Genomic DNA, 22,829 nt, shown 5'->3' on the forward strand with positions numbered 1-22,829 from the left:
GCGGCCGGGGCGGCCGGGGCGGCCGGGCGGCCGCCGGCGCCGGTGCCTGCGCGGCGTACGCCTGCTCCTGCTGGTAGGCCTCGGCCTGGGCGCGCTGCTCGGCGCGCGCCGCCTGCCGTCGGTTGACCGCGTTGCTGGTCGCGGTCGCGGTGCCCGCGATCACCGCGGTGCGCGCCATGGTGCCGACCAGGCCGGGGCGACCCACACGTCGTCCGATCATCTTCCTCGCCTCTCAGTCCTGCGCGGCGGCCGCCGCGAACGCCAGCTCCACGTCCTCGACCGGGACGTGCGCGAACAGCCCGACCTCGGCCCCCAGCCCCTGCAACGCGTGCACGGTCCGCTTGGCCCAGACCTCCTCGTAGACGATCGCGATCCCGAGCTCACCCTCGCCGAGGGAGTCGACGAACACCTGGATGTCGAGGTCGTTGAGCAGGTCGTGGGCGTCGATCTCGAGCCCGGCCAGGCCCGGCGGGAGCTCGGTCTCCTCCTCGAGGTCCACCACGGAGACCGTGCCGTCCGCGGCGGGCAGCATCAGCACGCAGTCGACCAGCCGGATCACGCCGTCGTCGACCGGCTTGCGCAGCACGCTCGCGACGTCCGCCAGCGGTGCATCCGCCGGGAACGTCAGGAACAACACCTCGACCGGACCGTGCTCCATCCCCGCCCCACACTCCTCGCCTCGTGCTCCCAGTGCCCGTCCTCGTCGCAACGTCCCCAGCCGGGCGCGACGGCTCCCACCCTAGGCAGCGCGAGCACACCGCGACGTCACCCGACTCGGGTGAGCGGGTCGGCGGCTCAGTCCGGGATCGTGACGACCTCGACGACCGAGATCCCCAGCGAGTCGAGGAGGTTCAGGACGCCCTGCAGCTCCTGCTGGTCGGTGACGTCCCCGGTGAGCGTGGTGGTCACCGGCTGGGTGCGCGCGATCAGGTGCGGAAACGCCCCGCTGAGCTCGTCGGTCAACTCGGCGTCCACGCGGATCAGCATCCTGGTCATGGTCGCCCGTCACACCCCTGCCCTACGCCGCCCCAGCCCTGCTCCGACGGTAGGTGCCGGGGTCGCCCACCGCCTCACCGGAAAAGGGCGACCCACCGGGCGGCGGCGCCGCCGAAAGTCGACGCCATCCGTCCGCGTTTGGTGCGGCCGGCAGCGCTTTCACGCAATACTGACCCCGTCCAGCGGCGGGTCGCTCCGGGGCGACCACCCACGCTCAGACAGGGCGCACGATGGCCAAGCCGATGTCGAACAGGGAGCGGCGCGGACCCACCGCGCAGATCGGCCGCGTGCCGTCGCTCCCCCGGGCCTACGTTCCCCGGCTGCGCCTGTGGAGCAGGTTGGACGCCGCCACGGAGTCAGCGGTGACCCTGCTGATCGGTCCCGGCGGCGCCGGGAAGACCCTCGGCATGGCGGGCTGGCTGCGTCGCACCGGTCGGGCCGGCGACACCACCTGGATCGCCGCCGACGCCGCCTGGAACGCCGAGCGGCTGCAGGTCCAGCTCGCGCGCCGCGCCGCGAACGGACAACAGGCACTCGTGGTGGTCGACGACGCCCACCGGCTGCCGATGCCGACGATCCGGGCGCTCGACGCGCTGCTCGACACCGACCCCGAGTCGTTCCGGGTGCTGCTGGCCTCGCGCTGGGACCTGCCGTTCACGCGCCTGGCGCCCGAGCTGCTCGGCCACCTGACCATGCTGCGCGGTGACCTGCTGCGCCTCGACGAGAACGAGTCGGCGGCCCTGGTCGCCGCCCACGCCCGCACCGACTCCCCCGACGTCGCCCGCGCGATCGCGCGGCGTACCCAGGGCTGGTGCGCCGCCGTGGTGCTCACGGCCCGCGCCGTCGGGGCGGCCCCCGACCCGCTCGCGCTCGCCCAGCGGTACGCCGAGGTCGGCCCCTCCGTCGCCGACCGGGTCGCCAGCGAGGTGTTCGCGACGTTGCGTCCGCACGAGCGGCACGTGCTGCTCTGCATCGCCAGCGAGCCGGTCGTCACGCCCGCGCTCGCCGAGCACCTCTCGCACGACGGCGCGGCCGGCACCATCCTCGCCGACCTCGGGGCCACCGGACTGCTGGTGACCCGGGTCGACTCGCACGAGTCCGACGACGGGGCCGACGGGGCCACCGGGGAGCGCTACGTCATCCACCCGCTGCTCGCGGAGGTGGTCCGCCGGCAGATCTCCTCGGGTGGCGAGGACGTGGTGCGGGCGGCGGCGACCGTCGTGCGCGCGGTGCAGCTCGACGTGGGCCGGGGGGTCGCCGAGCACGCCCTGCACCGGCTCGAGACGATCGGCGAGCACGCGGCCGCCGCGGCGCTGATCGCCGACGAGGGTCCGCGCCTCCTGCTGCGCGGCCAGGGAGACACCCTGCACGACTTCGCCGTCGCCCATCCGTCGGCCATCGAGGTCAATCCCGGCTCGTGGTTCGCGGTCGCGCTCGAGCGATGGCTGGTCGGCGACGTGCACACCGCCGCGCAGTGGCTGGAGCGGATCCTCTCCGAGCCCCAGCCCGAGACCTCGGCGGCGGTGCTGCACCGGGCCTGTGCCCGGCTGATGCGCGCCCGCCTCGGGCTCGAGCCGATCGCCACGGCGGTGGAGCACGCCCAAAGGGTGGCGGCCGACCCCGAGCTCGCCGCCGCCGGGTCGACGGCCACGCCGATCCTGCTCTGCGAGCTCGCCGTCACCCAGAACTGGACCGGCGACCTGGTGGCCGCGGAGGCGAACCTCACCGACGCGATCCGGCTCAGCCGCACCCACGACCTCCCGGCGCTGACGGTGATCGCGCTGTCCCACCTGGCCTTCACCGAGTACCTCCGTGGGCGCGAGAGCGCCGCCGCGGAGGTCGCCGAGCAGGTGCTCACCCTGGTGGCCGAGGGCGAGGTGGAGGCGCCGTACTCCGTGAGCCGCGCCCGCCTCGCCCTCCAGCTCGCGCGGCTGAGCGGACTGCCCCTGGGGGGCGGCGACCTCGACCTGGACGCCGACGACCTCGGGAGCCACGCGGCCGACCTCACCACCCGCTTCTGGATCCGCACCCGCCGTTCCCGTCTCGAGCTCGCGCACGGCTCCGTCTCGGCCGCGGAGCTCGCGCTCGAGGTTCCGCTCGAAACGCCGCCGCTGCCCGGGCACCTCGCGGTCGCCCTGCTGGTCGAGCGCGCGTTCCTGGCCAGCCTCTCCGGCGACGTCGTCCTGCTCGGGCGGCTCCAGGAGCAGCTGGTCGAGCTGGGCGCCACGGCCGAGGCCGCCCTGGTGAACGGGCTGCGCGCCGACCTCACCGGCGATCGCCGCGCCGCCGCCCGGCACCTCGCCGAGGCCGTCCGCGGGCCTGCGGTCGAGCAGCCCGCGGTGCGTGCCCTGGCCCTGGTGACCAGGGCGCAGCTCCTCGACGGCCTCGGCGACGACGACCGGGCCCTGGGCGATCTCCGCGAGGCCGTGCGCGAGACCCAGCTGCGCCAGAACGCCGTGCCGTTCCTCGGCTGGAGCCGGCACGGCACCCCCGTCGCCGACCTGATGCGCCGGCTGACCGAGACCCATCCCGACCCCTGGCTGGTCGAGGTCGAGGGCGCGGTCGCGGGCCGTTCCGGCATCGTCAACCACTTCGGCCCGTCCACGCCACGGCCACGCGAGCGCGAGGACGCCCCGGCCGGGGCGATCCGGCCGACCCTCAGCCCGCGCGAGCGCGACGTGCTCTTCGAGCTGGCGCGCGGCTCGACGTACGCCGACATCGCCGCCAACCTGTTCGTCTCCGAGAACACCGTGAAGACGCACGTGTCGAGCCTCTACGCGAAGCTCTCGGTCAACCGGCGCAGCGCCGCGCTCGCGGCCGCCCGGTCGATGCAGCTGCTCTGACCCCGAGGCACGGTCCGCGTGGCCCCTTCAGGCCACCCGATTTGGGCGAGGGCACCGGCGCCGTCCGCGCGGGACAGTGGAACTCTCCGATCCGCCACCGGGAGGTTCCATGAGCGACCGCGCCGACCCGTCGTACGACTCGCCCCGCGCCGTGCCGGCCGGGCTCGCGAGCCTGGCCGAGCACTGGGGGCTCGTCCTGGCGTACGGCGTGGTGACGCTCGTCCTCGGGATCGTGCTCGTCGTGTGGCCGGACTCCACGGTCACGGTCTTCACCGTGCTGCTGGCCATCCAGCTGATCGTCGCCGGCATCTTCCGCATCGTCGGCGCGCTCAAGATGCATCGCAGCGACGGCATGCGCGCCCTCGTCGGACTCACCGGCGGCGTCGCGCTCATCGTCGGCCTGCTGATCCTGCGCGACCCGCTCCAGAGCGTGCTCGTGCTCGGCATGATCCTCGGCGTCTTCTGGCTCTTCGTCGGGATCGTCGACATCCTCGGCGCGATCGTCGCCCCGCCGCCCGAGGGTCGCGGATGGCAGCTCTTCAGCGGCGTCCTCGGGATCCTGTTCGGCGGCTTCCTGGTCGTCTACACCGACCTGTCCCTGCGGGTGCTGATCGTCCTGGTCGCGATCTGGCTGATGGTCGCCGGCGTACTGGCGCTGATCGCGGCCTTCCAGCTCCGGTCGCTGCGACCGGCGCGCTGAGACTGAGAGGATCGGGCCATGGCGGAGGAGAAGAGCTCGTCGGAGGTCGAGGAGCTGCGGGCCGAGGTCGAGCGGCTGCGCGCCGAGATGGGCGGGCCACCCCCGACCGCCGAGCTCCCCGTCGAGGGGCACGGGCGCACCGGCTGGTGGCGGCCGGTCGTGGCGACGGTGCTGATCATCCTGATGGCCGTGCTGGCCCCCCTCTCGGTGGTCGCACGGTGGGCGCACGACACGGTCTCCGACACCGACCGCTACGTCGAGACGGTCCAGCCGCTCGCCAGCGATCCCGCGGTGCAGGCCGCGGTGATCGACCGGATCACCAACGAGATCGTGACCCGGCTCCAGATCGACTCCGTGACCGACCGGGCCGTCGACGCGCTCGCGTCGCGGGGCCTCCCGCCCCTGGCCGAGTCCAGCCTCCGGGCGCTCTCCGGCCCGCTCGCCGGCGCGATCGACGGGTTCGTCAAGGAGCAGGTCACCTCGCTCGTCGAGTCCGACGAGTTCGAGACGGCCTGGGTCGAGGCGAACCGCCAGGCGCACACCCAGCTGGTCGCGGTGCTCACCGGCAAGGACACCGACCAGGTCCAGATCACCAACAACGCGGTGAGCATCAACCTCGCGACCCTGATCGACACCGTGAAGCAGCGCCTGGTCGACCGCGGGTTCGCGCTGGCCGGTCAGCTGCCCACGATCAACGCGCAGTTCACGATCTTCCAGTCCGACGACATCACCAAGGCGCAGACGGCGTTCCGGCTGCTCGGCGCGATCAACACCTGGCTGCCGATCATCGCCCTGCTCTGCCTGGCCGGGGCGGTCGCGGTCGGCCGCTCCCGCCGACGCACCCTGGTCGCCGGCGCGCTCGCGCTCGCGCTGTCGATGCTGCTGCTCGGCGCCGCACTCAACCTCTCGCGCGAGATCTATCTCAACGCGGTGCCGACCGACCAGCTGCCGACCGAGGCGGCCGCCGCGATCTACGACACGCTGGTGCACTTCATCCGGCTCAGCCTCCGCGCGCTCCTCGTGGTCGCGCTGGCCGTCGCCTTCATCGCCTGGCTCACCGGACCCGAGGGCGCTCCCGCCGCGTTGCGCCGGGGTACGTCGCGCGCGATCGGCGCCGTGCGGCAGGGCGGCGACCGGGTCGGCCTCGACACCGGCCGCTTCGGCATCGCCCTGCACACCTACAAGACGCCGATCCGGATCGCCGTCCTCGGTGGCGCGCTGCTGATCTACGTGCTGCGCGACCATCCGACGGGAGGCTTCGCGATCGGACTGCTCGTCGTCGCCGCGATCATCCTGCTGCTGGTCGAGCTGCTGTCCCGGCCGCCCGCTCCGGCCGGCGACGGCACGGCCGCGCCCCCGGCACCGCCCACTCCTTCCTGAGGGATCGGTCGGGGGCGGATCGGGTGTCACACCACCACCCGCCTCCCACCTGGGCCAGGTGGTTTCGAGGCTCAGGCGCCAGCGCGCCTTCACACCTCAACCACCGGCTTCGGTGGTTGAGGAGGTTGCGCTAGCAACCGTCTCGAAACCACCCACCCGAACACGCCCGGGCCAGACGCCCGCCAGGTGGTTCCAAGGCTCAGGCGCCAGCGCGCCTTCACACCTCAACCACCGGCTTCGGTGGTTGAGGAGGTTGCGCTAGCAACCGTCTCGAAACCACCCACCCGAACACGTGTCGGCGGCCATGAAATTCTGCCCGGAGACGGCCACGAAACTGCCCGCTGGCGGACATGAAACCTGCCCGGTGGCGGTCATGGGATCTGCCCGACACGACGTCGTCTGCCTCACCGGCTCCGACGGTTGAGGCCCCTCCTCAGGTGCGATCGGCGGTGCTGAAGCGCCCGTCGCCCTGAGGAGGGACAACTTGAAGTCTGCCGAGGAGATCATGGAAATCCTGGATGCCTACGACCTGACAGGGTCGTTGCGTGATGCCGGCGAGCTGGCCGGATGCTCGCACCACACGGTCAAGCACTACGTGGACCGCCGTGCTGCCGGGGGTGAGCTGGACAAGGCCGTGACTCGGCCGCAGTTGATCGATGAGTACCTGCCCAAGGTCGAGGAGTGGGTCGAGCGGTCCAAGGGCAAGGTCCGTGCCGACAGAGCGCACGAGAAGCTGCTCGCGATGGGCTACAAGGGTTCGGAGCGCACCACCCGTCGTGCGGTCGCATCGGTGAAGAAGTCATACCGGTCAGGACATGTGCGGGTCCACCGGCCCTGGGTCACCGAGCCGGGGATGTGGCTGCAGTACGACTACGGCGACGGACCTGTCGTCGACGGCGTCAAGACGGTTCTGTTCGTGGCGTGGCTGGCGTGGTCGCGGTTCCGGGTCGTGATCGCGCTGCGCGATAAGACCATGCCGTCCGTGTTCGCCGCGCTGGACCAGACCTTCCGCCGGTTGGGTGGGGTGCCGACCTACGTGCTGACCGACAACGAGAAGACCGTCACGACCGAGCACATCGCCGGGATCCCGGTCCGCAACGGACAGCTCGTCACCTTCGCCGAGCACTACTCGGTCGTGGTCCACACCTGTGTGCCGGCGGATCCGGCGTCCAAGGGCGGCACCGAGTCGTCGGTGAAGATCAGCAAGGCCGACCTGGTGCCCAAGGACACCAACCTGCGTGAGGAGTACGCGTCGTTTAGCGAGCTCGAGGAGGCGTGTGAGGCGTTCTGTCAGAAGGTCAACACCCGGGCTCACCGGACCACGAAGCGGCCACCGGTCGAGATGTTGGCCGAAGAGCGGACACGGCTACACCCGGTCCCGACACAGCCGCACACAGTCGCGTTCGGCACCACCCGGGTAGTGCCGGGCAACACGCCGATGGTGATGTTCGAGTCCGGCCAGTACTCGGTGCCACACACCCTGCTCGGCGCCACGGTGTGGGTTCGTGCCCAAGGACTCGGCGACGGCGAGGAGGTCGTCATCGTTCACGTCGGCGAGGACGGACCCGCCGAGGTCGCCCGCCACGCGCGCGCGACGCCGGGCACGCCGAGGATCAACGACGAGCACTTCCCACCGCAGCCGGAAGGTCCGTTGAACCGGCAGCCGCGAGCGAAGAACCCAGCGGAAGCCGAGTTCCTCGACCTGGGCGAGGGCGCCCGCCTGTGGCTGGTCGAGGCCGCTGCGGCGGGCACGCCGCGGATGAGGGTCAAGATGGCCGAAGCCCTCAGCCTGGCCAAGCTGTTCGACCCCGTCGAGGTCGACTGGGCACTCGGCCACGCCGCCGTCCACGGCCGGTTCGCCGAGGCCGATCTGTCCTCGATCCTCGACCACCACGCCCGGCAACCCGCTGTTGGCGAGCACCGTGCCGGCGAAGAACGGTCGCTGACCCAGGGCACCGCCGGATGGGCACGTCTCGGCCAGCACGACAGCCAGCACGACAGCCGCGAGGGGAACGAGGTGACCCGATGACGACCAAGACCACCACACCATCGATGGCGTCCGCGCCGCCGTTGCCGGCCGAGTTGGAGGACCTCTTGCGGCGGCTTCGGCTGCCCCACATCCGTCGCCACGCACCGGAGGTCGTCGCGACCGCGAAGGCCCAACGCTGGGAGCCCGCCGAGGTGCTCAAGGCTCTGTTCGCCGAGGAGGTCGCCGGAAGGGAACGCTCCGCACTGGCCACCCGCAGGGCGGCTGCGGGGTTCCCGACCGGGAAGACGTTCGATGCGTGGCAGCCCGAGGCATCCTCGATCCCGGCACCGACCCAGCAGGCACTCCGCACCCTGGAATGGGTCCACCGTCGGGAAAACCTCGTCGTGTGCGGGCCGTCGGGGACCGGGAAGACGTTCCTACTGGAGGCACTCGGTCACCAAGCCGTCGAGGCCGGGTTGAAGGTCGCCTGGTTCACCCTGGAAGACCTCGGGGTCCTGCTGCGCCGCCATCGTGCCGACGACACGGTGTCCAAGGCCATCGCCCGTGTGCTGCGCGCCGATCTCGTTGTCGTCGACGACATCGGCCTGTTGCCGGTCGCCCAGGATGCCGCCGAGGGGCTCTACCGGCTCGTCGACGCCGCCTACGAGAAGCGGTCGGTCGCGATCAGCTCGAACCTGCACCCGTCCGGGTTCGACGAGCTGATGCCCAAGACGCTGGCGACCGCCACCGTCGACCGGCTACTGCACCACGCCCACGTGTGCCAGACCAGCGGAGACTCCGTGCGACTTACCCAGGCACTCGCCGGCCGAGGGGTGAGTCCCTTGAGCTGAGTGCTCTGGTCGGTGGTGGCCGCAAGCCCACTGGGCAGATCCCATGGCCACCACCGGGCAGTTCTCGTGACCGTCAGCGGGCAGGTCTCACGACCGCCCCTGGGCAGTTCCTACTGTCCCTTGACAAACACGCCCGGGCCAGACGCCGACCAGGTGGTCTCGAGGCTCGGGCCTGGCGGCCCTCCCACCTCAACCACCGGCTTCGATGGTTGAGGAGGTTGCGCTAGCAACCGTCTCGAAACCACCCACCCGAACACGCCCGGGCCAGACGCCGACCAGGTGGTCTCGAGGCTCGGGCCTGACGGCCCTCACACCTCAACCACCGGCTTCGGTGGTTGAGGAGGTTGCGCTAGCAACCGTCTCGAAACCACCCACCCGAACACGCCCGGGCCAGACGCCGACCAGGTGGTTCCAAGGCTCGGGCCTGGCGGCCCTCACACCTCAACCACCGTGCGGGGCGCTGCGGACTCAGGCGCGGCGTACGCACCGGAAGCCGACGTGGGAGGTGGTGTCCTTGACCCCGTGTCCCTGGCGCGCCGCCGGGCGATAGCGCTGGCAGTAGTCGGGCGAGCACAGGTGCGAGCCACCCTTGGTGACGAACCGGTCGGTCTCGGCGAGCCGCAGCGTGCCGCCGCAGCAGGGGCTGGCGGTCGCCGCGGCGCCCACGGTCTCGCCGGTGCTCGCGTGGTTCTCGGTCCACCGGGTCGACGTCCACTCCCAGACGTTGCCGATCATGTCGCGCAGCCCGTAGCCGTTGGCGGCGTAGCTGCCCACCGGCGAGGTGCGGTGGTGGCCCTCGGGGTCGTCGCTGCGCCAGGGGAAGGGGCCCTGCCAGGTGTTCGCCAGCCGCGCGCCCCCCGGCATCAGCTCGTCGCCCCACGCGAAGTCGCGACCGACCAGGCCGCCGCGGGCGGCGTGCTCGAACTCCGCCTCGGTCGGCAGCTCCTTGCCGGCCCAGCGGGCGTACGCCGATGCGTCCTCCCAGCCGACGTGCACCACGGGGTGGTCGGGGACGTCCTCCCAGGTGCTGCCCGGTCCCTGGGGAGCGCGCCAGGACGCGTCCGGCTGCCAGCGCCACCACTGGGTCCAGTTGCCCAGGTGGACGGGGCCGGCGGTCTGGGTGAACACCTGCGATCCCGGCACCAGCAGGGCGGGGTCGGCACCGGGGAAGTCGGCCGGGTCGGGAGCGACCTCCGCGACCGTCACGTGGCCGGTGTCCGCGACGAAGCGCGCGAACTCGGCGTTCGTCACCGGGTGCACGTCGAACCAGACGTCGTCGACCGTCACCCCGCGCAGCGGGCGCTCCTCGGCGTAGAAGTGGTCGTTGCCGAGCGTGGTCGGCCCTCCCGGCACGAGCACCATGTCGCTCACCGCTGTGGTCACGTCTCCTGTCTAGCAGACGTCAGCGGGCGGGGGCGTCGCCGCCGGACGCCGCGGGCGCGAGCCGCAGCGCGAGCAGCGTCGTGTCGTCGTCGCCGCCGTCGTGCAGGCCGAGCAGCCGGTCGAGCCAGAGCTGGAAGTCGGAGCCGCCGTAGGTGTCCGCGGCCAGCGATCGGAGCCGCTCGGTGCGCTCGCGCAGGTCGGTCCCGCGCCGTTCGACGAGCCCGTCGGTGTAGAGCAGCAGCGCCGCCCCGGGCTCGAGCGGCACGTCGACCGTCGCGGCCTCGCCGGCACCGACGCCGAGCAGCGGCCGGAGGGGTACGCCGAGGTCGCGCGCGCCGTCCGGGCCGATCAGCACCGGCTCCGGGTGGCCGGCGTTGGCCAGGCTGATCCGGGTGCGGCCCGGGTCGACGATGCCGACGATCGCGGTCGCGACGCGCTGGTCGAGCAGGTTGGCCATCAGGTGGTCCAGGCGGTCCAGCGCGCCCGCCGGCGAGTGGCCCTCGACCAGGTAGGCGCGCAGCGCGGTGCGCAGCTGCGTCATCGCCGACGCCGCGGAGACGCCGTGGCCGGCGACGTCGCCGACCACGAAGGCCACGCTGCCGTCGTCGAGCTCGAACACGTCCCACCAGTCGCCGCCGAGCTGGAAGGTCGACGCGGGCCGGTAGTGGGCGACCACGTCGAGCCCGGTGACCGGCGGTGGCCGGTCGAGCACCACGCTGCGCTGGAGCGACTCGGCCATCGCGATCTGCTCCTTCGAGCGGGTCAGCAGCAGCCCGATCAGGTGCTTGCCGAGCGCGTCGGCCGCCTCGAGCTTCCACTCCGCCCAGGGCAGGCTGCGCCCCCGCACGACCTCGCGCCACTTCTCGAACGACCGGCGCGGGCTGAGCCGTACGTCCGGCCCCTCGGCCGCAGCGAGCTGCTTGTTGGTCGGGTCGCCGCCCCAGTCGACGACCCGCTCCTGCTCGGGCCGGAACCAGAGCAGGAACCGGTCGGAGGCCGACCCGACCCGCAGCACCCCCGCGGCGCTGGTGCGGCCGGCCAGCTCGGGCAGCAGCGTCGTGAGCCGGTCGGTGCAGGTCGCGTAGGTCAGCGGATCCTCCAGCGTCGACGCGATGAGCTGGAGGTCGTCGTCGTCGAGGTCCACCTCGCCGCGCCGGGTGACCACCCCGTCGTAGGACAGCACCGCCCCCGTGGCCTGCACCAGGGTGAGCAGCTCGGGGTCCGCCATCAGGCTGACCAGCGGCGACGCCGGGTCGGCGGAGATGCGCCCGGTCATCCGGGCGAGCACGGTCTGGGCGGCGAGCTTGCGCTCGCGCACGTCGGCGCGCTCCCGGTCGGCCGCCAGCTGGCTGGCCACCTGGCCGAGGAACTCCGCGGCCGCCCGGGCGTCGTGGCTGGGCCGGTGCGGTCCCGAGTAGTGGTGGCAGGCGACCAGGCCCCAGAGCACCCCGTCGACCACGAGCGAGATCGACATGGACGCCCGCACGCCCATGTTCGACAGGTACTCGACGTGGATCGGCGAGACGCTGCGCAGGCTCGCGTGGGAGAGGTCCAGCGGGGCCTCGGTGGCCGGGTCGAGGACCGGCTGCAGCGGCACCGGGGTGTAGCCGACGTCGACGATCAGCCGGGTCCAGTTGATCGTGTAGAGGCGCCGCGCCTGGGCCGGGATGTCGGTCGCGGGGTAGTGGAGCCCGAGGAAGGGGTTGAGATCGTCGCGCCGCTCCTCCGCGACGACCTCGCCGTTCCAGTCCTCGTCGAAGCGGTAGACCATCACCCGGTCGAAGCCGAGCAGCCCGCGGATCTCCGTCGCCAGCTGACCGGCCAGGTCGCGCACCGACGTCGCCTGCGCCAGTCGGGCCATCGCCCCGCGCGTCGACTGGTAGGTCAGGCGCGTCGCACCCACGCCGCTGACCGGCTCGATCTCCACGATCCACCGCGCCCCGGAGCGGTGGTGGCGGACGTCGACCTGCCGGCCGGCGAGCCCGGCCCGGGGTGGGAGCTCGTCCAACCGCACCACGAGCGGCTCGGTCGTCGCCTCCGCCGCGATCCGCTCGGCGAGGTCGGCGGCCAGGAGCGGGCCGAGGAGCGACTCGAGCGGCGCGCCGATCGCCACCTCGGCGCGGACGCCCAGCAGCGCGTCGCAGTTGCCCGCCACCACCACCACGCGCAGCTGCTCGTCGAGGGCGAGCAGCACGCCGTGGGGCTGGATCGCACCCGGGACGTGGATCGGCTCGCGGTCACACGTGGTGAGGTCGACCTCGCCGTACGCCGGCGTGTGCGGCGCAAGGGACTCGGACACGAGCGGCTCCGGTTGTGCTGGTGGGGGCGGAACGACCAGTCTGGACCAGTCGGCCCCCGAGCGGGCCATCCATCCGGATGAGTTCCGCCCGGAGCGTCGCCGCGCCTCCGCACACTTGCGGACTCACCCGGTCCGGGTGAGTCCAGGACCAGCGCGGGCCGCCACACTCGAAGCATGACTGCGTCGAAAACCGAGAGCGCCTGGGCCGAGGGCATCGGCATCTTCGCGGGCGCCGCACTGCTGACCGTCGGCCTCTTCCAGTTCCTGGAGGGAGTCGCCGCCGCCGCCAAGGACGACGTGTTCGTCCGGACCACCAACTACGTCTTCGAGTTCGACCTCACCACCTGGGGCTGGATCCACATCGTCCTGGGCATCATCGTCGCGATCGTCGGTGGCGCGATCCTCGCCGGCCAGGGCTGGGCGCTGGTCGCCGGCATCGTGCTCGCGATCCTCTCGGCGCTGATGAACTTCGTCTGGCTGCCGTACTACCCCTTCTGGGCGATCCTCATCATCGCCTTCGACATCGCCGTCATCTGGGCACTCAGCACGATGCTGGGCACCCGCCGGCACTAGCTCGGGTCCTGTCGAGACCCGTGAGATGGCTCCCCCGGAGGGATTCCGGGAGCCATCTCACGGGTCTCGACGCATGTCGGGGTCAGTGGTGGGTGACGAAGTCGGCGACGAGCCGGTTGAACTCGTCGGCGTGCTCCAGCTGCGCCCAGTGGCCGCACCGGTTGATGATGTGCGCGCGCGAGTCGGGGATGCGGGCGGCCGCGAACAGGGTGCCCTCGAAGGTGACCACGCGGTCGTCGCGGCCGTGGATCAGCAGCGTCGGTACGGCGATCTCGGAGAGGCGGTCAAGGTCCGCCCAGGTCGGGATCGGGCCACGGATGCCGGCCTTCGCGACGTTGGCCAGGTGCTCCGGGCGCCGGGCGGCCGCGTCGGAGCGCTGGCGGCAGAGCTCCGGCGTCGCGAACCGCTCCACGTCGAAGACCATGATCTCGACCAGGCGGCGCATCGCCTCCGGGCTGTAGTCGGTGTAGCCCTGGTACATGATCTTGATGCCCTCGCCGGGTCCGGTCGGCCCGAACAGGAACGGCTTGAGCTGCAGCGGCGCCCCCATGGTGATCAGGTGGGTGACCCGCTCCGGGCGTTCGATCGACATCCGGATCGAGGTGTGTCCCCCCATCGAGTTGCCGACGAACGCCGCCCGCTCGATGCCCAGCGCGTCCATCAGCTGGCACAGCGCGTCGAGCGGCTCGTAGTCGAGGAAGTCGACCTCGGAGGATCCGCCCCAACCCGGCAGGTCGGGTGCGATGACCCGGAAGCCGGCGTCGGCCAGGAACCCGATGTTCGGGCTGTAGTTGCTCCAGCCGGTGGCGCCGGGGCCACCGCCGTGGATCAGGAGGACCGGCGGGCCGTCGGCGGGGCCCGCCTCGTTGTAGTGGATGGTGAAGTCGGCGGTGGTGACGTCCTTCGCGACGTCGCTCTCCAACAGCGTCATCGGTGCGCGTCCTCTCGGGCCGGGTCGTTGGCGATCGCGGCCTGCAGCCAGCCGAGCTCTGCCTGCATCGGGTGGTGACCCCAGTTGTTGAGCCGGTCGAGGGTCTTGACCTCCCACGTGGCGTCGTCGATGAGGAGCCCGCCCCAGCCGTACTCGACCGCGAAGCCGGACGGCGTCGTGACGTAGAAGCTGAACATGTTGTCGTTCGGGTGCATGCCGAGCGTCATCTCGAACGGCTGACCGGCCTTCAGGCAGCGGTCCCACGCCATGCCCACGTCGCGCATGTCGGTGACCTCGACCATGAAGTGGTGGGTCTTCTTGGGGTGCGGCATGTCCCCGAACGCGACCGAGTGGTGGCGCGGGTTGCAGTGCAGGAAGATCAGGTCCGCGACGATGCCCGGCGCCAGCTCCTCGACGATGATGTCGGAGATCCGGAAGCCGAGGACGCCCTCGTAGAACGCCAGGTACGCCTCCCGCGAGACGCCCTTCGACAGCAGCACCTGGTGGCCGGCGCCACCGGCGCCGGTGACGAACTCGCCCAGCAGCAGGTCGGACGCGAACGGCGTCTCCGCGTCGGCGAACCCGGTGACGAGCTCGATCCGGTTGCCCATCGGGTCGACGGTGGTGACCACGCGGTCGACGCGGCGCGCCGCCGCGAGCGCGGCGCCGCCCTCGGCCACCTCGGCACCGGCCGCGGTCAACCGAGCGACCAGCTCGTCGAGCTCGGCCGCACCGGCGACCTCGTAGCCGCTGACCACCAGATCGTCGGCGGTGCCGCGCTCGACCCGCCAGCGGTACGGCTTCGCATCCATCCGCAGCGACAGTCCGTCGGCGTCCTTGTCGGCGAGCTGCATGCCCAGCAGCGCCGTGCCGAAGTGCTCCCACGCGGCGAGGTCGGTGACCTCGTACACGACGTACGCGAGCTCCTTGACTCCACTCATCACGTTTCTCCTTGGGTTACGGGGTTCTGGGGTGGTCAGGCAGGTACGGCGAGGCCGGAGCCGTCCGCCGCGGCGACGAACCGGTCGGGGCGCACGGCGACCGCGCGGGCGCCGTAGCGGGCGAGCCAGGGCAGCAGCACCTCGTCGAGGTCGACGAGGTCGTCGGCACCCTGCGTGTAGGACGTCTTCGGTCGCACCGCGACGTAGCGCGCACCGAGCGCGTCCCACGCCGCCTTCTCCTCCGCGCTCAGCAGCGTGGCCGGGTCGACGTCCGCACCGAGCAGCACGAAGCCGTCGCCGAGCAGGTCGTCGAGGCGGGTCATCCGGCCGGTCGTGTCGCCGACGATGGGCTGCGGCAGCATCCGGCCCACCACGCTGGCGTCGCCGACCGGGCCGCGCAGCCAGCCGCCGTCGAGCACCGGCGGCGCGATCAGCGGCGGCTCGAACGGCGTGACCAGGCCCTCCGGCACGGTGTTCATCGCCGCGATCTCCTCCGGCGTCGCCTCCTGCTTGATGACTCGGCCGAGCTGGACGGCGAGGCCGGTGTAGAAGGCGGCGTTGGGCCGGCGCTCGGCCTCGTAGGTGTCGAGCCACGCGTCGTCGAGCTCGCCGCGGAGCACCCGGGCCAGCTTCCAACCGAGGTTGTGGACGTCGCGGATGCCGGTCTGCATGCCCGCACCGGCCCACGGCGGCATCAGGTGCGCGGCGTCGCCGGCCAGGAAGACCCGGCCGTCGCGCCAGGTGTCGGCCATCCGGGTGTGGTGCCGGTAGAACGCCCACTGGTGGATCTCGACGTCGTCCTCGGTGACGCCCATCGCCGCCAGGAGCGGCCAGACCTGGGCCGGACTGGCGAAGTCGTCCTCGGTCTCGCCCGGCTTGAGCGGGATCTCCCAGCGGTGGTTGCCCGCCGAGAGCGCGATGTCGACGACCGGGCGCTCGCGGTCGGACCAGAAGGTGAGGAAGTCGCGGTCGGGCCACCAGCGCTTCACCTTGCAGTCGATGACGATCCACTGGACGTCGAGCGTGTCGCCGGTCAGGTCGCAGTCGATCGCCCCGCGGACGCGGCTGCTGCCGCCGTCGGCGCCGATGACGTAGCGCACCCGGGCCCGTCGGGTCTCCCCCGTCGCGAGGTCGGTCGCGGTGACGACCACGCCGTCGGCGTCCTGCTCGAGGCCGACCACCTCGGCGCCGTACTCGACCCGCAGGAGGTCGCCGTACTCGGCGGCGCAGTCGCGGAGCTCCTGCTCCATCACCGGCTGGTAGATGTTGTAGAAGCGCGGCTTCACGCCGAGCGTCGACGGCGGGTGCTCGACGCGCATCAGCTCCGCGCCGTCGTAGGTCACCCAGCGCAGGGCGCGCTGCGGCTCGATCACCCGGGTGATCCGCTCGTCGATGCCGAGCGACTGGAAGATCCGCATCGTCCAGTCGTTGATCGTGACCGCACGCGCCCGCGGGTAGATGTCGCGGTCGCGCTCGAACGCCAGGACCGACACCCCCCGGTGGGCCAGCGTGAGCGCCGCGGTCACCCCCGTCGGGCCGTACCCGACCACCGCGACGTCGGCGTCGTACCCGACCCCTGCGCCCTGCCCTGCAACCTGCGTCATCCCGGCTCCCGGTGGCTCGTGCTCGGCCAAGGTTTGGACCGATCGTTCCAATAGTGCATGACCACGGTCACACGGCGGCATCCGGAGGACAATGAGATTCCGGTGTGCAGAAAAGGCTCGGCGATCCGCGCCCGGGAGCACACCTATGCTTCGCGGGTGACGAGCCAGCGGACCACGAACCGGCGTGGACGCCGCTCCCGCGAGGAGATCCTCGAGATCGCCTCGCGGGTGATGGCCGAGCGCGGGTACGCCGCGACCTCGCTGTCGGTGCTCAGCCAGGAGAGCGGGCTGCCGAAGAGCGCGATCTACCACCACTTCCACTCCAAGAGCGGCCTGCTCACGGCGGTGATGTCGCGCGGCGCCTACGACTTCTTCGAGGCGATGCGCTCGGCCCACGCCGGCGGCCCCGAGGGGGCGACCCCGGGCGAGCGGATGCGCTGGTTCCTGGTGCGCACCGCCGAGGTCTTCCTGGCCCGCTCGGACTTCCTGCGGCTGCACCTGATCCTGGTGATGAGCGCCGAGGCCGCGGAGGCCGAGGTGGACGCCATGATCGAGCAGGTACGCCGCGACGGCCGCGCGTACATGCACCACATGATCGCCACCGCCTTCGCCCCGCGCGGCGACGACGTCGCGCGGCGGGTCGCCGACGGGCTCGACTACTTCGGCATCGCCGGCTTCGACGGTGCCTTCGTCGCCCCAGCAGGCCGACCCGCGGCGCGACCTGACCGCCCAGATGGAGCTGCTCGCCGAGGCGATCGTGGCGCTCGGCGAGGCCCGGTGCGCCGAGCCCGACGGCACCGCGTAGGCGCTCAGCCTCAGGCGGTCGCGGCGCTCAGCGCCTTCTCGATCGCCCGGGCACAGCCGTGCAGCTCCTGGACCCAGCCGGACACCCGATCCCGCGAGAAGCGCGCGGTCGGCATCGCGAGCGAGATGCCGGCGGTCATCCCGTCGGCCCAGCTGACCGGGACGCCGATCGCCGTCAGGCCCGCCTCGGTCAGCTCGTTGTTGATCGCGAAGCCGTTCTGCCGCACCGCGCGCAGGGCGCGGCGTACCCGAGCACGCTCGGCCGGCTCGAGGTCGGCCAGCGCCTCGCCGAGCGCGTCGTCGTCCAGCACCGAGAGCATCGCCTTGCCGCCGCTGCTGACGTGCGCCGGCAGCGACTTGCCGGTCCGGTCGCCCACGCGCAGCAGCTGGTCGCACTCGACGGTGAGCACGAACCGCGCCTCCGAGCCGGTCAGCACCACCAGGTTCGCCGACTCGTCGGTGCGGTCGACCAGGCGCTGCAGGTGCGGCCGGGCGGTCTGCCGCAGCGTCGAGAGCGGGACGGCGGTCGAGGCGACCCGTGCAGCAGCCGCCCGGGCCGGTAGCGCTTGTCCGCGTCCTGCTCCGCGAAGTCGCGGTAGACCAGCATCGCCAGCAGCCGGTGGGCCGTCGAGGGCGACACCCCGAGGCGCGCGGCTGCGTCGGTCACCCGCATCGGACCCTCGAGCAGGAGCAGCTGCGCGAGCAGCAGCGCGTTGTCCACCGACTCGATGGCGTACGACGGGCGGTTCTTCACAGCAGAAGATCCTATTGCTCTCAGCGGCAGAAGGCGCCCTGTCGTGCGAAGATCCCGCCATGCGTGACGACGGCCGCCCACCACTGGAGTCCGTCGACCGTGCCCTCCAGCTGATCGAGGCGCTGCGCGACGGGCGGACGCTGACGGTCAAGGCCGCCGCCGAGATGCTGGGTGTCGCGCCGTCCACCGCGCACCGGCTGCTCAACGCCCTCCGCTACCGCGAGTTCGCCCGGCAGGTCGACGACCGTGGCTACCGCGCCGGCCCGGCACTGAGCGGCGAGGACGAGGCGTTCACCCCCGAGGAGCTCACGGTGGCGGCCCGTCCCGCGCTCGAGCTGCTGCACGACCGCACCGACGAGAGCAGCCAGCTGATGATCCGGCGCGGCACCGACATCCAGTTCCTCGACGGGGTCGAGAGCACCCGGCCGCTGCGGGTCGCGGTCCGGATCGGCGACCGCATCCCGGCACACTGCTCGGCGGGCGGGAAGGCGCTGCTCGCCCGGCTCGACGGGCCCGCGTTCGACCAGCTCTACGCCCAGGGCCCTCCCGCTGTGGCCGACCGCTTCCATCACCACCACCGGCGACCTGCGCCGGCACCTCCAAGGAGTGCGCCGCTGCGGCTACGGCGTCAACCAGGACGAGACCGAGGACGCCGTCAGCGGCATCGGCGTCGTCGTGACGGACCCGAGCGGGCAGCCGGTGGCCGCGCTCACCCTCGCCGTGCCCTCGGCACGCTTCGACCGCCGCCAGGTCACCGGCTACCTCGACGCGCTGGGCGAGGGCCGCGGCGCTGACCGGAAGCCGGCTCGGCGCCGCACCCGCGGCCCGTCCGGTGCGCTGAGCACCGCGGGAGGTTTCTGCTAGACAGAATGGTGTAGATCGCTCGTTGCCGAGAGGCGAATACTCCTTGTGACAGCCAACACACGGGAGGAGATCGCCCATGGGCCTCGACCTGGAGGAGCTGGCAGCCGTCATGGAGCTGCTGGCCGACGCCGACTTCACCCAGCTCCGGATCCAGCAGGGTGACTTCAGCCTGGTGGTGAGCCGGGGCGTGCCGATCGACGACGGCGGTACGACGCCCGCGGCGCCCGCGCCCTCTCCGGTAACCGGTCCCCGTCGCGGCCCCGGTGGTGCAGGAGGTCCAGCCCGGCCCGGCGTCCTCCGAGCTCGGCGCCGACGAGGTGCACGTGACCACCCCGATGCTTGGGCACCTTCTACCGGGCACCCAAGCCCGGCGAGCCGCCGTTCGTCGAGGTCGGCACCAAGGTCGGCGCGGACACGACGGTCGGCATCGTCGAGGTGATGAAGCTGATGAGCTCGATCCAGGCCGGCGCCGAGGGCGAGGTCACCCGGGTCCTGGTCGAGGACGGCCAGCTGGTCGAGGCCGGTCAGCCGCTGTTCGTGCTCCGGGTCGTGCCGTGACCCATCGCGTCTTCGTCGCCAACCGCGGCGAGATCGCGGTCCGGATCATCGAGGCCTGCGACCGGCTCGGCTTCGAGACGGTCCCTCGGCGTCTACGGCGGCCGACCGCGACACCCTCGCGGCCAGGCGCGCCGGCCGGGTGCTGAACGCTCGGCGGGGGCGCGCTCCACCGACAGCTACCTGCTTGACTGTTCCCTGCCGGCGTGCACGCCGCGATCGGCCGACCGGATGCACGGCGCTTCACCCCGCCTACGGCTTCCTCTCCGAGCGGCCCGAGCTGGCCCGTCTGTTGTGCGTGCGCGGGAGAACGGCATCCCCTGCGTCGTCCCGTCGCCCGAGGCGCTCGACGCGCTCGGCGACAAGCTCAAGGCCCGCGGCTCGCCGAGGTCGCTCGGCCGGTAGTACCCGTCGCTCCACGGCGGCACCGCCGAGACCGGAGGCCGAGATCGACGCGCTGGCGGCCGAGATCGCTACCCGATCCTGGTCAACGGCCAGCCTTTCGGCGGTGAGTGGGCGCGGCATGAAGCTCGTGCACGGCCTGCGCCGAGCTGCTCGAAACGCCTGGCGGGTCGGCCTCCCTCCGAGGCGAGCGCCCTCTTCGGCGACGGGGACCGTCTTCCTGGAGCGCTACGTCACCGACGCCAAGCACATCGAGGTGCAGGTGCTCGGCGACCGGCACGGCCACTACCTCCACCTCGGCGAGCGCGAGTGCTCGGTGCAGTACCGCTACCAGAAGGTGGTCGAGGAGGCGCCCTGCGCGGCGATCGACCAGGCCACCCGCGAGCTGCTGCACGACAGCGCGCTGCGCATCGGCCTCCTCCCTGCAGTACGTCGGGCTCGGCACCGTCGAGTTCCTGTACGACGTCCAGCGCCGCCAGGTGAGCTTCCTCGAGGTCAACCCGCGGCTCCAGGTCGAGCACCCGGTCACCGAGGCGGTCACCGGCGTCGACCTGGTCCGCGAGCAGCTGCTGGTGGCGCTCGGCGAGGGAGCTCACCCTGCGCCAGGAGGACATCCGGCTGGAGGGCCACGCGGTCGAGTGCCGGAGCACTGCCCAGGACCCGGCCCGCGGCCTGGCCCCTCCCCCGGCCCGGTCACCCGCTGGCGGCCGCCGGTCGCCGCGGGCTCCGGCTCGACACGCACGTCTACGAGGGCTACCGGTTCCCGCCGTACTACGACGCGCTGATGGCCAAGCTGATCGCGTGGGGCCCCGACCGGCCCGCGGCGATCGCCACGATGCGCGAGGCGCTCGACCGCTTCGAGATCGAGGGGCTCGCCCCTCGCGCGAGCTGCACCGGCGGATCCTCGCCCAACCCCGAGTTCCAGGACGGGTCGGTCACGACCCACTGGGCTGGAGCCGTATCGTCACCGATCAGGAGTTCACCGCATGAAGGAACGTCCAGCTCGTCGACGTCTCGCTGCGCGACGGCAACCAGTCGCTGTGGGGGCGCCACCGGCGTCCCACACCCGGATGGTCCGCGGCGTCGCGCCGCTGCTCGACCGGGTCGGCTACCGCACCGTCGAGATCGCGTCGAGCACGATGCTCGCGACCAGCCGTCCGCTACCACCGCGAGGACCCCTGGGAGCGGCCTGCGCACGGCGCGCGACCTGATGCCGAACACCCAGCTCGGCTTCCTCACCACCGGCAAGCGGTTCATCACCTTCTACCGCACCCCCGACGCGATCTTCGAGCTCGCCCTTCCGACTGCTCGCCCGCAACGGCGTGACGCGGCCTCTGGGTTGATCGACCCGATGCACGACATGGACGGCGCGAAGCGCACCGCCGCGCTCGCCAAGCGGGTCGGCTTCGAGGAGGTCGTGGGCGGGGGGTCTGCTACACGACCAGCCCGGTGCACACCGACGACTACTTCGCCGACAAGGTGCGCCGAGCTCGACGACTGCCCGGAGATCGACTCGGTCCTACCTCAAGGACCCGGCCGGCCTGCTCACCCCCGAGCGGGTCTCGCACCTGGTGCCCACCCTGCAGGCGCGGCTCGACCGGCTCCGGGTCGACGAGATCCACAGCCACACCACGACCGGCATCTCGCCGCTCACGGTGCTCGCCGCCGCGGACGTCGGCGTCGACACGATCCACTGCGCGCTCCCCCCGCTGGCCAACGGCGGCTCGCACCCGCCGGGCCCGCGACTGGTCAAGAACCTGCACGCGCGCGGCTACCGGACCCACGTGGACGTCGAGGCGATGGCCGACGCGTCGGCGTACCTCATGCGGCAGGCGCGCATCAAGGGCCTGCCGATCGGCACCCCCAACGAGTACGACGAGGAGTACTACCGCCACACCATCCCCGGCGGCGTGCAGTCGACCACCCGGCGCCAGCTCGCGGAGATCGGCAAGGCCGACCTCTTCGACGCGGTGATCGAGGAAGTCGTGCAGGTCCGCGAGGACCTCGGCTGGCCGATCGTGATGACCCCGTTCGCGCAGTACATCGTCACCCAGGCGACGCTGAACGTGATCGGCGGCGAGCGCGTACCGGCAGCTCTCCGACGAGGGTCGTCGACCTGCTCCGCGGCGACTTCGGTCCGCTGCCCGGGCCGGTCGACCCAGGACCTGATGGACCGCGCGATGGCGACCTCGCCGCGCCACGCACGGCGCCGGACCAGGACATCACGATCGAGGACCTGCGCCGGCGGTTCGGCCACACCCTCAGCGACGAGGAGCTGCTGCTCCGTGCGGTGATGCCGGCCAACCAGGTCGACGCGATGATCGCCGCCCGGGGCACCGGCCGGGCCAGCACCCTCGCGACCGCGCTCGCCGGGATGGCCGGCGCCCGCCCGGGCCGGACCACGATCGACCTCACCCAGGACGGCACCTCGCTCACGCTCACCCGCGACGTCCCCCGCCGACCAGGGAGCGGCGTCGTGACCGGCCTGTCCCGGCTCACCGGGGTCGAGGGCTGGATCCTCGACGTCGACGGCTGCCTGGTCCGCACCTCGCGCGCCGGCGGCACGGGCGGTACGCCGATCCCGGGCGCGGCCGAGCTGCTCACCGGGCTCGCCGAGCGCGGACACCGGGTCGTGGTCTGCACCAACGCCTCGGAGCTCCCGCCCGCGGCGTACGCCGAGCACCTGCGCGAGATCGGCCTGCCCGTCGCCGACGAGGACTTCGTCACCGCGGGCAGCGCCGGCGCCGACCACATCGCCGCCGCCCACCCGGGCGGTCGGGTGGTCGCGGTCGGCGGGCCGGGCATCACCGTGCCGCTGCGCGAGCGCGGCCTCGAGGTGGTCGAGGCCGACGGCCTGCGCGACCCGGGCGAGTGCGCGGCCGTGCTGGTCGGCGCCGCGCCCAGCTACACGCACGCCGCGCTCAACGCGGCCTGCCTCGCCATCGAGGCCGGCGCGCCGCTCTACGTGTCCCAGAACCAG

General features: G+C 72.3%; 22 protein-coding genes and 7 pseudogenes. 18 read left to right on the forward strand and 11 right to left on the reverse strand.

What is annotated here, in order from left to right; all coding sequences use genetic code 11:
- The 3 genes and pseudogenes from FHU40_RS27850 to FHU40_RS26935 all read right to left on the reverse strand — a co-directional run.
- Positions 1–220: pseudogene (locus tag FHU40_RS27850) on the reverse strand (hypothetical protein); the annotation flags it as partial.
- A 12-nt stretch (positions 221–232) separates the two neighbouring features.
- Complete coding sequence (locus FHU40_RS26930) at positions 233–658, reverse strand: DUF6325 family protein (protein ID WP_183595540.1); 426 nt, start codon at positions 656–658, stop codon at positions 233–235.
- Between the two features lie 137 nt (positions 659–795).
- Positions 796–996 carry a hypothetical protein gene (locus FHU40_RS26935; RefSeq protein ID WP_183595541.1) on the reverse strand — a complete coding sequence of 67 codons (201 nt, stop codon included), beginning with the start codon at positions 994–996 and terminating at the stop codon, positions 796–798.
- Positions 997–1,238: 242 nt separating this feature from the next.
- Here FHU40_RS26935 and FHU40_RS28705 point away from each other — a divergent pair, with 242 nt between their 5' ends.
- The 5 genes from FHU40_RS28705 to istB all read left to right on the forward strand — a co-directional run bounded on the left by FHU40_RS28705 (position 1,239) and on the right by istB (position 8,739).
- Positions 1,239–3,839 (forward strand): LuxR C-terminal-related transcriptional regulator, encoded by a 2,601-nt coding sequence (locus tag FHU40_RS28705; RefSeq protein ID WP_246391603.1) that lies wholly within the window; start codon positions 1,239–1,241, stop codon positions 3,837–3,839.
- Between the two features lie 109 nt (positions 3,840–3,948).
- Positions 3,949–4,539, forward strand: coding sequence for an HdeD family acid-resistance protein (locus FHU40_RS26945; protein WP_183595542.1), 591 nt, complete (start codon positions 3,949–3,951; stop codon positions 4,537–4,539).
- A gap of 18 nt (positions 4,540–4,557) precedes the next feature.
- The gene (locus tag FHU40_RS26950) at positions 4,558–5,919 is read left to right on the forward strand and encodes a hypothetical protein (RefSeq protein WP_183595543.1); all 1,362 of its coding nucleotides are present in this window, start codon (positions 4,558–4,560) and stop codon (positions 5,917–5,919) included.
- Between the two features lie 484 nt (positions 5,920–6,403).
- Positions 6,404–7,948, forward strand: a complete 1,545-nt coding sequence (gene istA, locus FHU40_RS26955) for an IS21 family transposase (RefSeq protein WP_064075337.1) — start codon at positions 6,404–6,406, stop codon at positions 7,946–7,948.
- The gene (istB, locus tag FHU40_RS26960) at positions 7,945–8,739 is read left to right on the forward strand and encodes an IS21-like element helper ATPase IstB (protein WP_183591811.1); all 795 of its coding nucleotides are present in this window, start codon (positions 7,945–7,947) and stop codon (positions 8,737–8,739) included. Before istA ends, istB begins: the two co-directional genes overlap by 4 nt.
- A 468-nt stretch (positions 8,740–9,207) precedes the next feature.
- Here istB and FHU40_RS26965 read toward each other — a convergent pair whose 3' ends face one another.
- Positions 9,208–10,122, reverse strand: coding sequence for a formylglycine-generating enzyme family protein (locus tag FHU40_RS26965; RefSeq protein ID WP_343058078.1), 915 nt, complete (start codon positions 10,120–10,122; stop codon positions 9,208–9,210).
- Positions 10,123–10,141: 19 nt separating this feature from the next.
- A complete protein-coding gene (locus tag FHU40_RS26970; protein ID WP_183595594.1) occupies positions 10,142–12,421 on the reverse strand; it encodes a SpoIIE family protein phosphatase in 2,280 nt (759 codons plus the stop codon).
- Between the two features lie 174 nt (positions 12,422–12,595).
- On the opposite strand from FHU40_RS26970, the gene FHU40_RS26975 reads away from it, so the two are divergent.
- Positions 12,596–12,994: a DUF7144 family membrane protein gene (locus FHU40_RS26975; RefSeq protein ID WP_183595595.1), complete on the forward strand. Its 399-nt coding sequence runs from the start codon at positions 12,596–12,598 to the stop codon at positions 12,992–12,994.
- 82 nt (positions 12,995–13,076) lie between these two features.
- Here the strand turns inward: FHU40_RS26975 and FHU40_RS26980 are convergent, their stop codons facing one another.
- Genes FHU40_RS26980 through FHU40_RS26990 form a run of 3 tightly spaced genes read right to left on the reverse strand, consistent with a single transcriptional unit; the run spans position 13,077 to position 16,470 of the window.
- Positions 13,077–13,925, reverse strand: coding sequence for an alpha/beta fold hydrolase (locus FHU40_RS26980; protein ID WP_183595596.1), 849 nt, complete (start codon positions 13,923–13,925; stop codon positions 13,077–13,079).
- A complete protein-coding gene (locus FHU40_RS26985) occupies positions 13,922–14,866 on the reverse strand; it encodes a VOC family protein (protein WP_183595597.1) in 945 nt (314 codons plus the stop codon). The genes FHU40_RS26980 and FHU40_RS26985 overlap by 4 nt, the downstream gene beginning before the upstream one ends.
- Before the next feature lie 35 nt (positions 14,867–14,901).
- Positions 14,902–16,470: a bifunctional 3-(3-hydroxy-phenyl)propionate/3-hydroxycinnamic acid hydroxylase gene (locus FHU40_RS26990; protein WP_183595598.1), complete on the reverse strand. Its 1,569-nt coding sequence runs from the start codon at positions 16,468–16,470 to the stop codon at positions 14,902–14,904.
- A 57-nt stretch (positions 16,471–16,527) separates the two neighbouring features.
- Between FHU40_RS26990 and FHU40_RS29920 the strand changes: the two are divergent.
- A pseudogene (locus FHU40_RS29920) lies at positions 16,528–16,806 on the forward strand (TetR/AcrR family transcriptional regulator); the annotation flags it as partial.
- Between the two features lie 26 nt (positions 16,807–16,832).
- Here FHU40_RS29920 and FHU40_RS27860 read toward each other — a convergent pair.
- Complete coding sequence (locus FHU40_RS27860) at positions 16,833–17,054, reverse strand: hypothetical protein (protein ID WP_221200353.1); 222 nt, start codon at positions 17,052–17,054, stop codon at positions 16,833–16,835.
- 98 nt (positions 17,055–17,152) lie between these two features.
- Between FHU40_RS27860 and FHU40_RS29240 the strand changes: the two genes are divergently transcribed.
- Entirely contained in the window at positions 17,153–17,275 is a 123-nt protein-coding gene (locus FHU40_RS29240; protein WP_281374896.1) for a hypothetical protein, read from the forward strand.
- Between the two features lie 10 nt (positions 17,276–17,285).
- Here FHU40_RS29240 and FHU40_RS27865 read toward each other — a convergent pair whose 3' ends face one another.
- Together FHU40_RS27865 and FHU40_RS27870 are read right to left on the reverse strand one after the other, a co-directional pair.
- Positions 17,286–17,780, reverse strand: coding sequence for an IclR family transcriptional regulator (locus tag FHU40_RS27865; RefSeq protein ID WP_425490240.1), 495 nt, complete (start codon positions 17,778–17,780; stop codon positions 17,286–17,288).
- Positions 17,705–18,028 carry a helix-turn-helix domain-containing protein gene (locus tag FHU40_RS27870; protein ID WP_221200355.1) on the reverse strand — a complete coding sequence of 108 codons (324 nt, stop codon included), beginning with the start codon at positions 18,026–18,028 and terminating at the stop codon, positions 17,705–17,707. Before FHU40_RS27870 ends, FHU40_RS27865 begins: the two co-directional genes overlap by 76 nt.
- A gap of 101 nt (positions 18,029–18,129) precedes the next feature.
- Between FHU40_RS27870 and FHU40_RS29925 the strand changes: the two are divergent.
- From FHU40_RS29925 to FHU40_RS27040, 10 genes and pseudogenes are all read left to right on the forward strand, one after another.
- Positions 18,130–18,528, forward strand: a pseudogene (locus tag FHU40_RS29925) (IclR family transcriptional regulator); the annotation flags it as partial.
- A gap of 106 nt (positions 18,529–18,634) precedes the next feature.
- Positions 18,635–18,892 (forward strand): IclR family transcriptional regulator domain-containing protein, encoded by a 258-nt coding sequence (locus FHU40_RS29930; RefSeq protein ID WP_425490239.1) that lies wholly within the window; start codon positions 18,635–18,637, stop codon positions 18,890–18,892.
- A 339-nt stretch (positions 18,893–19,231) separates the two neighbouring features.
- Positions 19,232–19,450 carry an acetyl-CoA carboxylase biotin carboxyl carrier protein gene (locus tag FHU40_RS27010; protein WP_221200356.1) on the forward strand — a complete coding sequence of 73 codons (219 nt, stop codon included), beginning with the start codon at positions 19,232–19,234 and terminating at the stop codon, positions 19,448–19,450.
- The gene (locus FHU40_RS29935; RefSeq protein WP_183595600.1) at positions 19,447–19,596 is read left to right on the forward strand and encodes a biotin carboxylase N-terminal domain-containing protein; all 150 of its coding nucleotides are present in this window, start codon (positions 19,447–19,449) and stop codon (positions 19,594–19,596) included. The genes FHU40_RS27010 and FHU40_RS29935 overlap by 4 nt, the downstream gene beginning before the upstream one ends.
- Positions 19,597–19,955: 359 nt before the next feature.
- Positions 19,956–20,234: pseudogene (locus FHU40_RS29940) on the forward strand (ATP-binding protein); the annotation flags it as partial.
- Between the two features lie 25 nt (positions 20,235–20,259).
- Positions 20,260–20,634, forward strand: a pseudogene (locus FHU40_RS29945) (ATP-binding protein); the annotation flags it as partial.
- Positions 20,550–20,786: pseudogene (locus FHU40_RS29950) on the forward strand (hypothetical protein); the annotation flags it as partial. The pseudogenes FHU40_RS29945 and FHU40_RS29950, both read left to right, overlap by 85 nt.
- Positions 20,787–20,889: 103 nt before the next feature.
- On the forward strand, positions 20,890–21,060 hold the full coding sequence (locus FHU40_RS27885) for a hypothetical protein (RefSeq protein WP_221200357.1): 171 nt from the start codon (positions 20,890–20,892) through the stop codon (positions 21,058–21,060).
- 360 nt (positions 21,061–21,420) lie between these two features.
- Positions 21,421–22,143: a hypothetical protein gene (locus FHU40_RS27890; RefSeq protein WP_221200358.1), complete on the forward strand. Its 723-nt coding sequence runs from the start codon at positions 21,421–21,423 to the stop codon at positions 22,141–22,143.
- A pseudogene (locus FHU40_RS27040) lies at positions 22,143–22,829 on the forward strand (hypothetical protein); the annotation flags it as partial. The gene FHU40_RS27890 and the pseudogene FHU40_RS27040, both read left to right, overlap by 1 nt.

The sequence above is a fragment of the Nocardioides soli genome (assembly GCF_014191495.1).
Classification (GTDB): domain Bacteria; phylum Actinomycetota; class Actinomycetes; order Propionibacteriales; family Nocardioidaceae; genus Nocardioides; species Nocardioides soli.

Excerpts from the sequence above, each read along its gene's own strand:
- istB (WP_183591811.1), top strand. The coding sequence starts at position 7,945 with ATGACGACCAAGACCACCACACCATCGATGGCGTCCGCGCCGCCGTTG.
- FHU40_RS26985 (WP_183595597.1), bottom strand. The coding sequence starts at position 14,866 with ATGAGTGGAGTCAAGGAGCTCGCGTACGTCGTGTACGAGGTCACCGAC.
- FHU40_RS26945 (WP_183595542.1), top strand. The coding sequence starts at position 3,949 with ATGAGCGACCGCGCCGACCCGTCGTACGACTCGCCCCGCGCCGTGCCG.
- FHU40_RS28705 (WP_246391603.1), top strand. The coding sequence starts at position 1,239 with ATGTCGAACAGGGAGCGGCGCGGACCCACCGCGCAGATCGGCCGCGTG.
- FHU40_RS26930 (WP_183595540.1), bottom strand. The coding sequence starts at position 658 with ATGGAGCACGGTCCGGTCGAGGTGTTGTTCCTGACGTTCCCGGCGGAT.
- FHU40_RS26990 (WP_183595598.1), bottom strand. The coding sequence starts at position 16,470 with ATGACGCAGGTTGCAGGGCAGGGCGCAGGGGTCGGGTACGACGCCGAC.
- FHU40_RS26975 (WP_183595595.1), top strand. The coding sequence starts at position 12,596 with ATGACTGCGTCGAAAACCGAGAGCGCCTGGGCCGAGGGCATCGGCATC.
- FHU40_RS26950 (WP_183595543.1), top strand. The coding sequence starts at position 4,558 with ATGGCGGAGGAGAAGAGCTCGTCGGAGGTCGAGGAGCTGCGGGCCGAG.
- FHU40_RS26935 (WP_183595541.1), bottom strand. The coding sequence starts at position 996 with ATGACCAGGATGCTGATCCGCGTGGACGCCGAGTTGACCGACGAGCTC.
- FHU40_RS27860 (WP_221200353.1), bottom strand. The coding sequence starts at position 17,054 with ATGTACGCGCGGCCGTCGCGGCGTACCTGCTCGATCATGGCGTCCACC.
- FHU40_RS26980 (WP_183595596.1), bottom strand. The coding sequence starts at position 13,925 with ATGACGCTGTTGGAGAGCGACGTCGCGAAGGACGTCACCACCGCCGAC.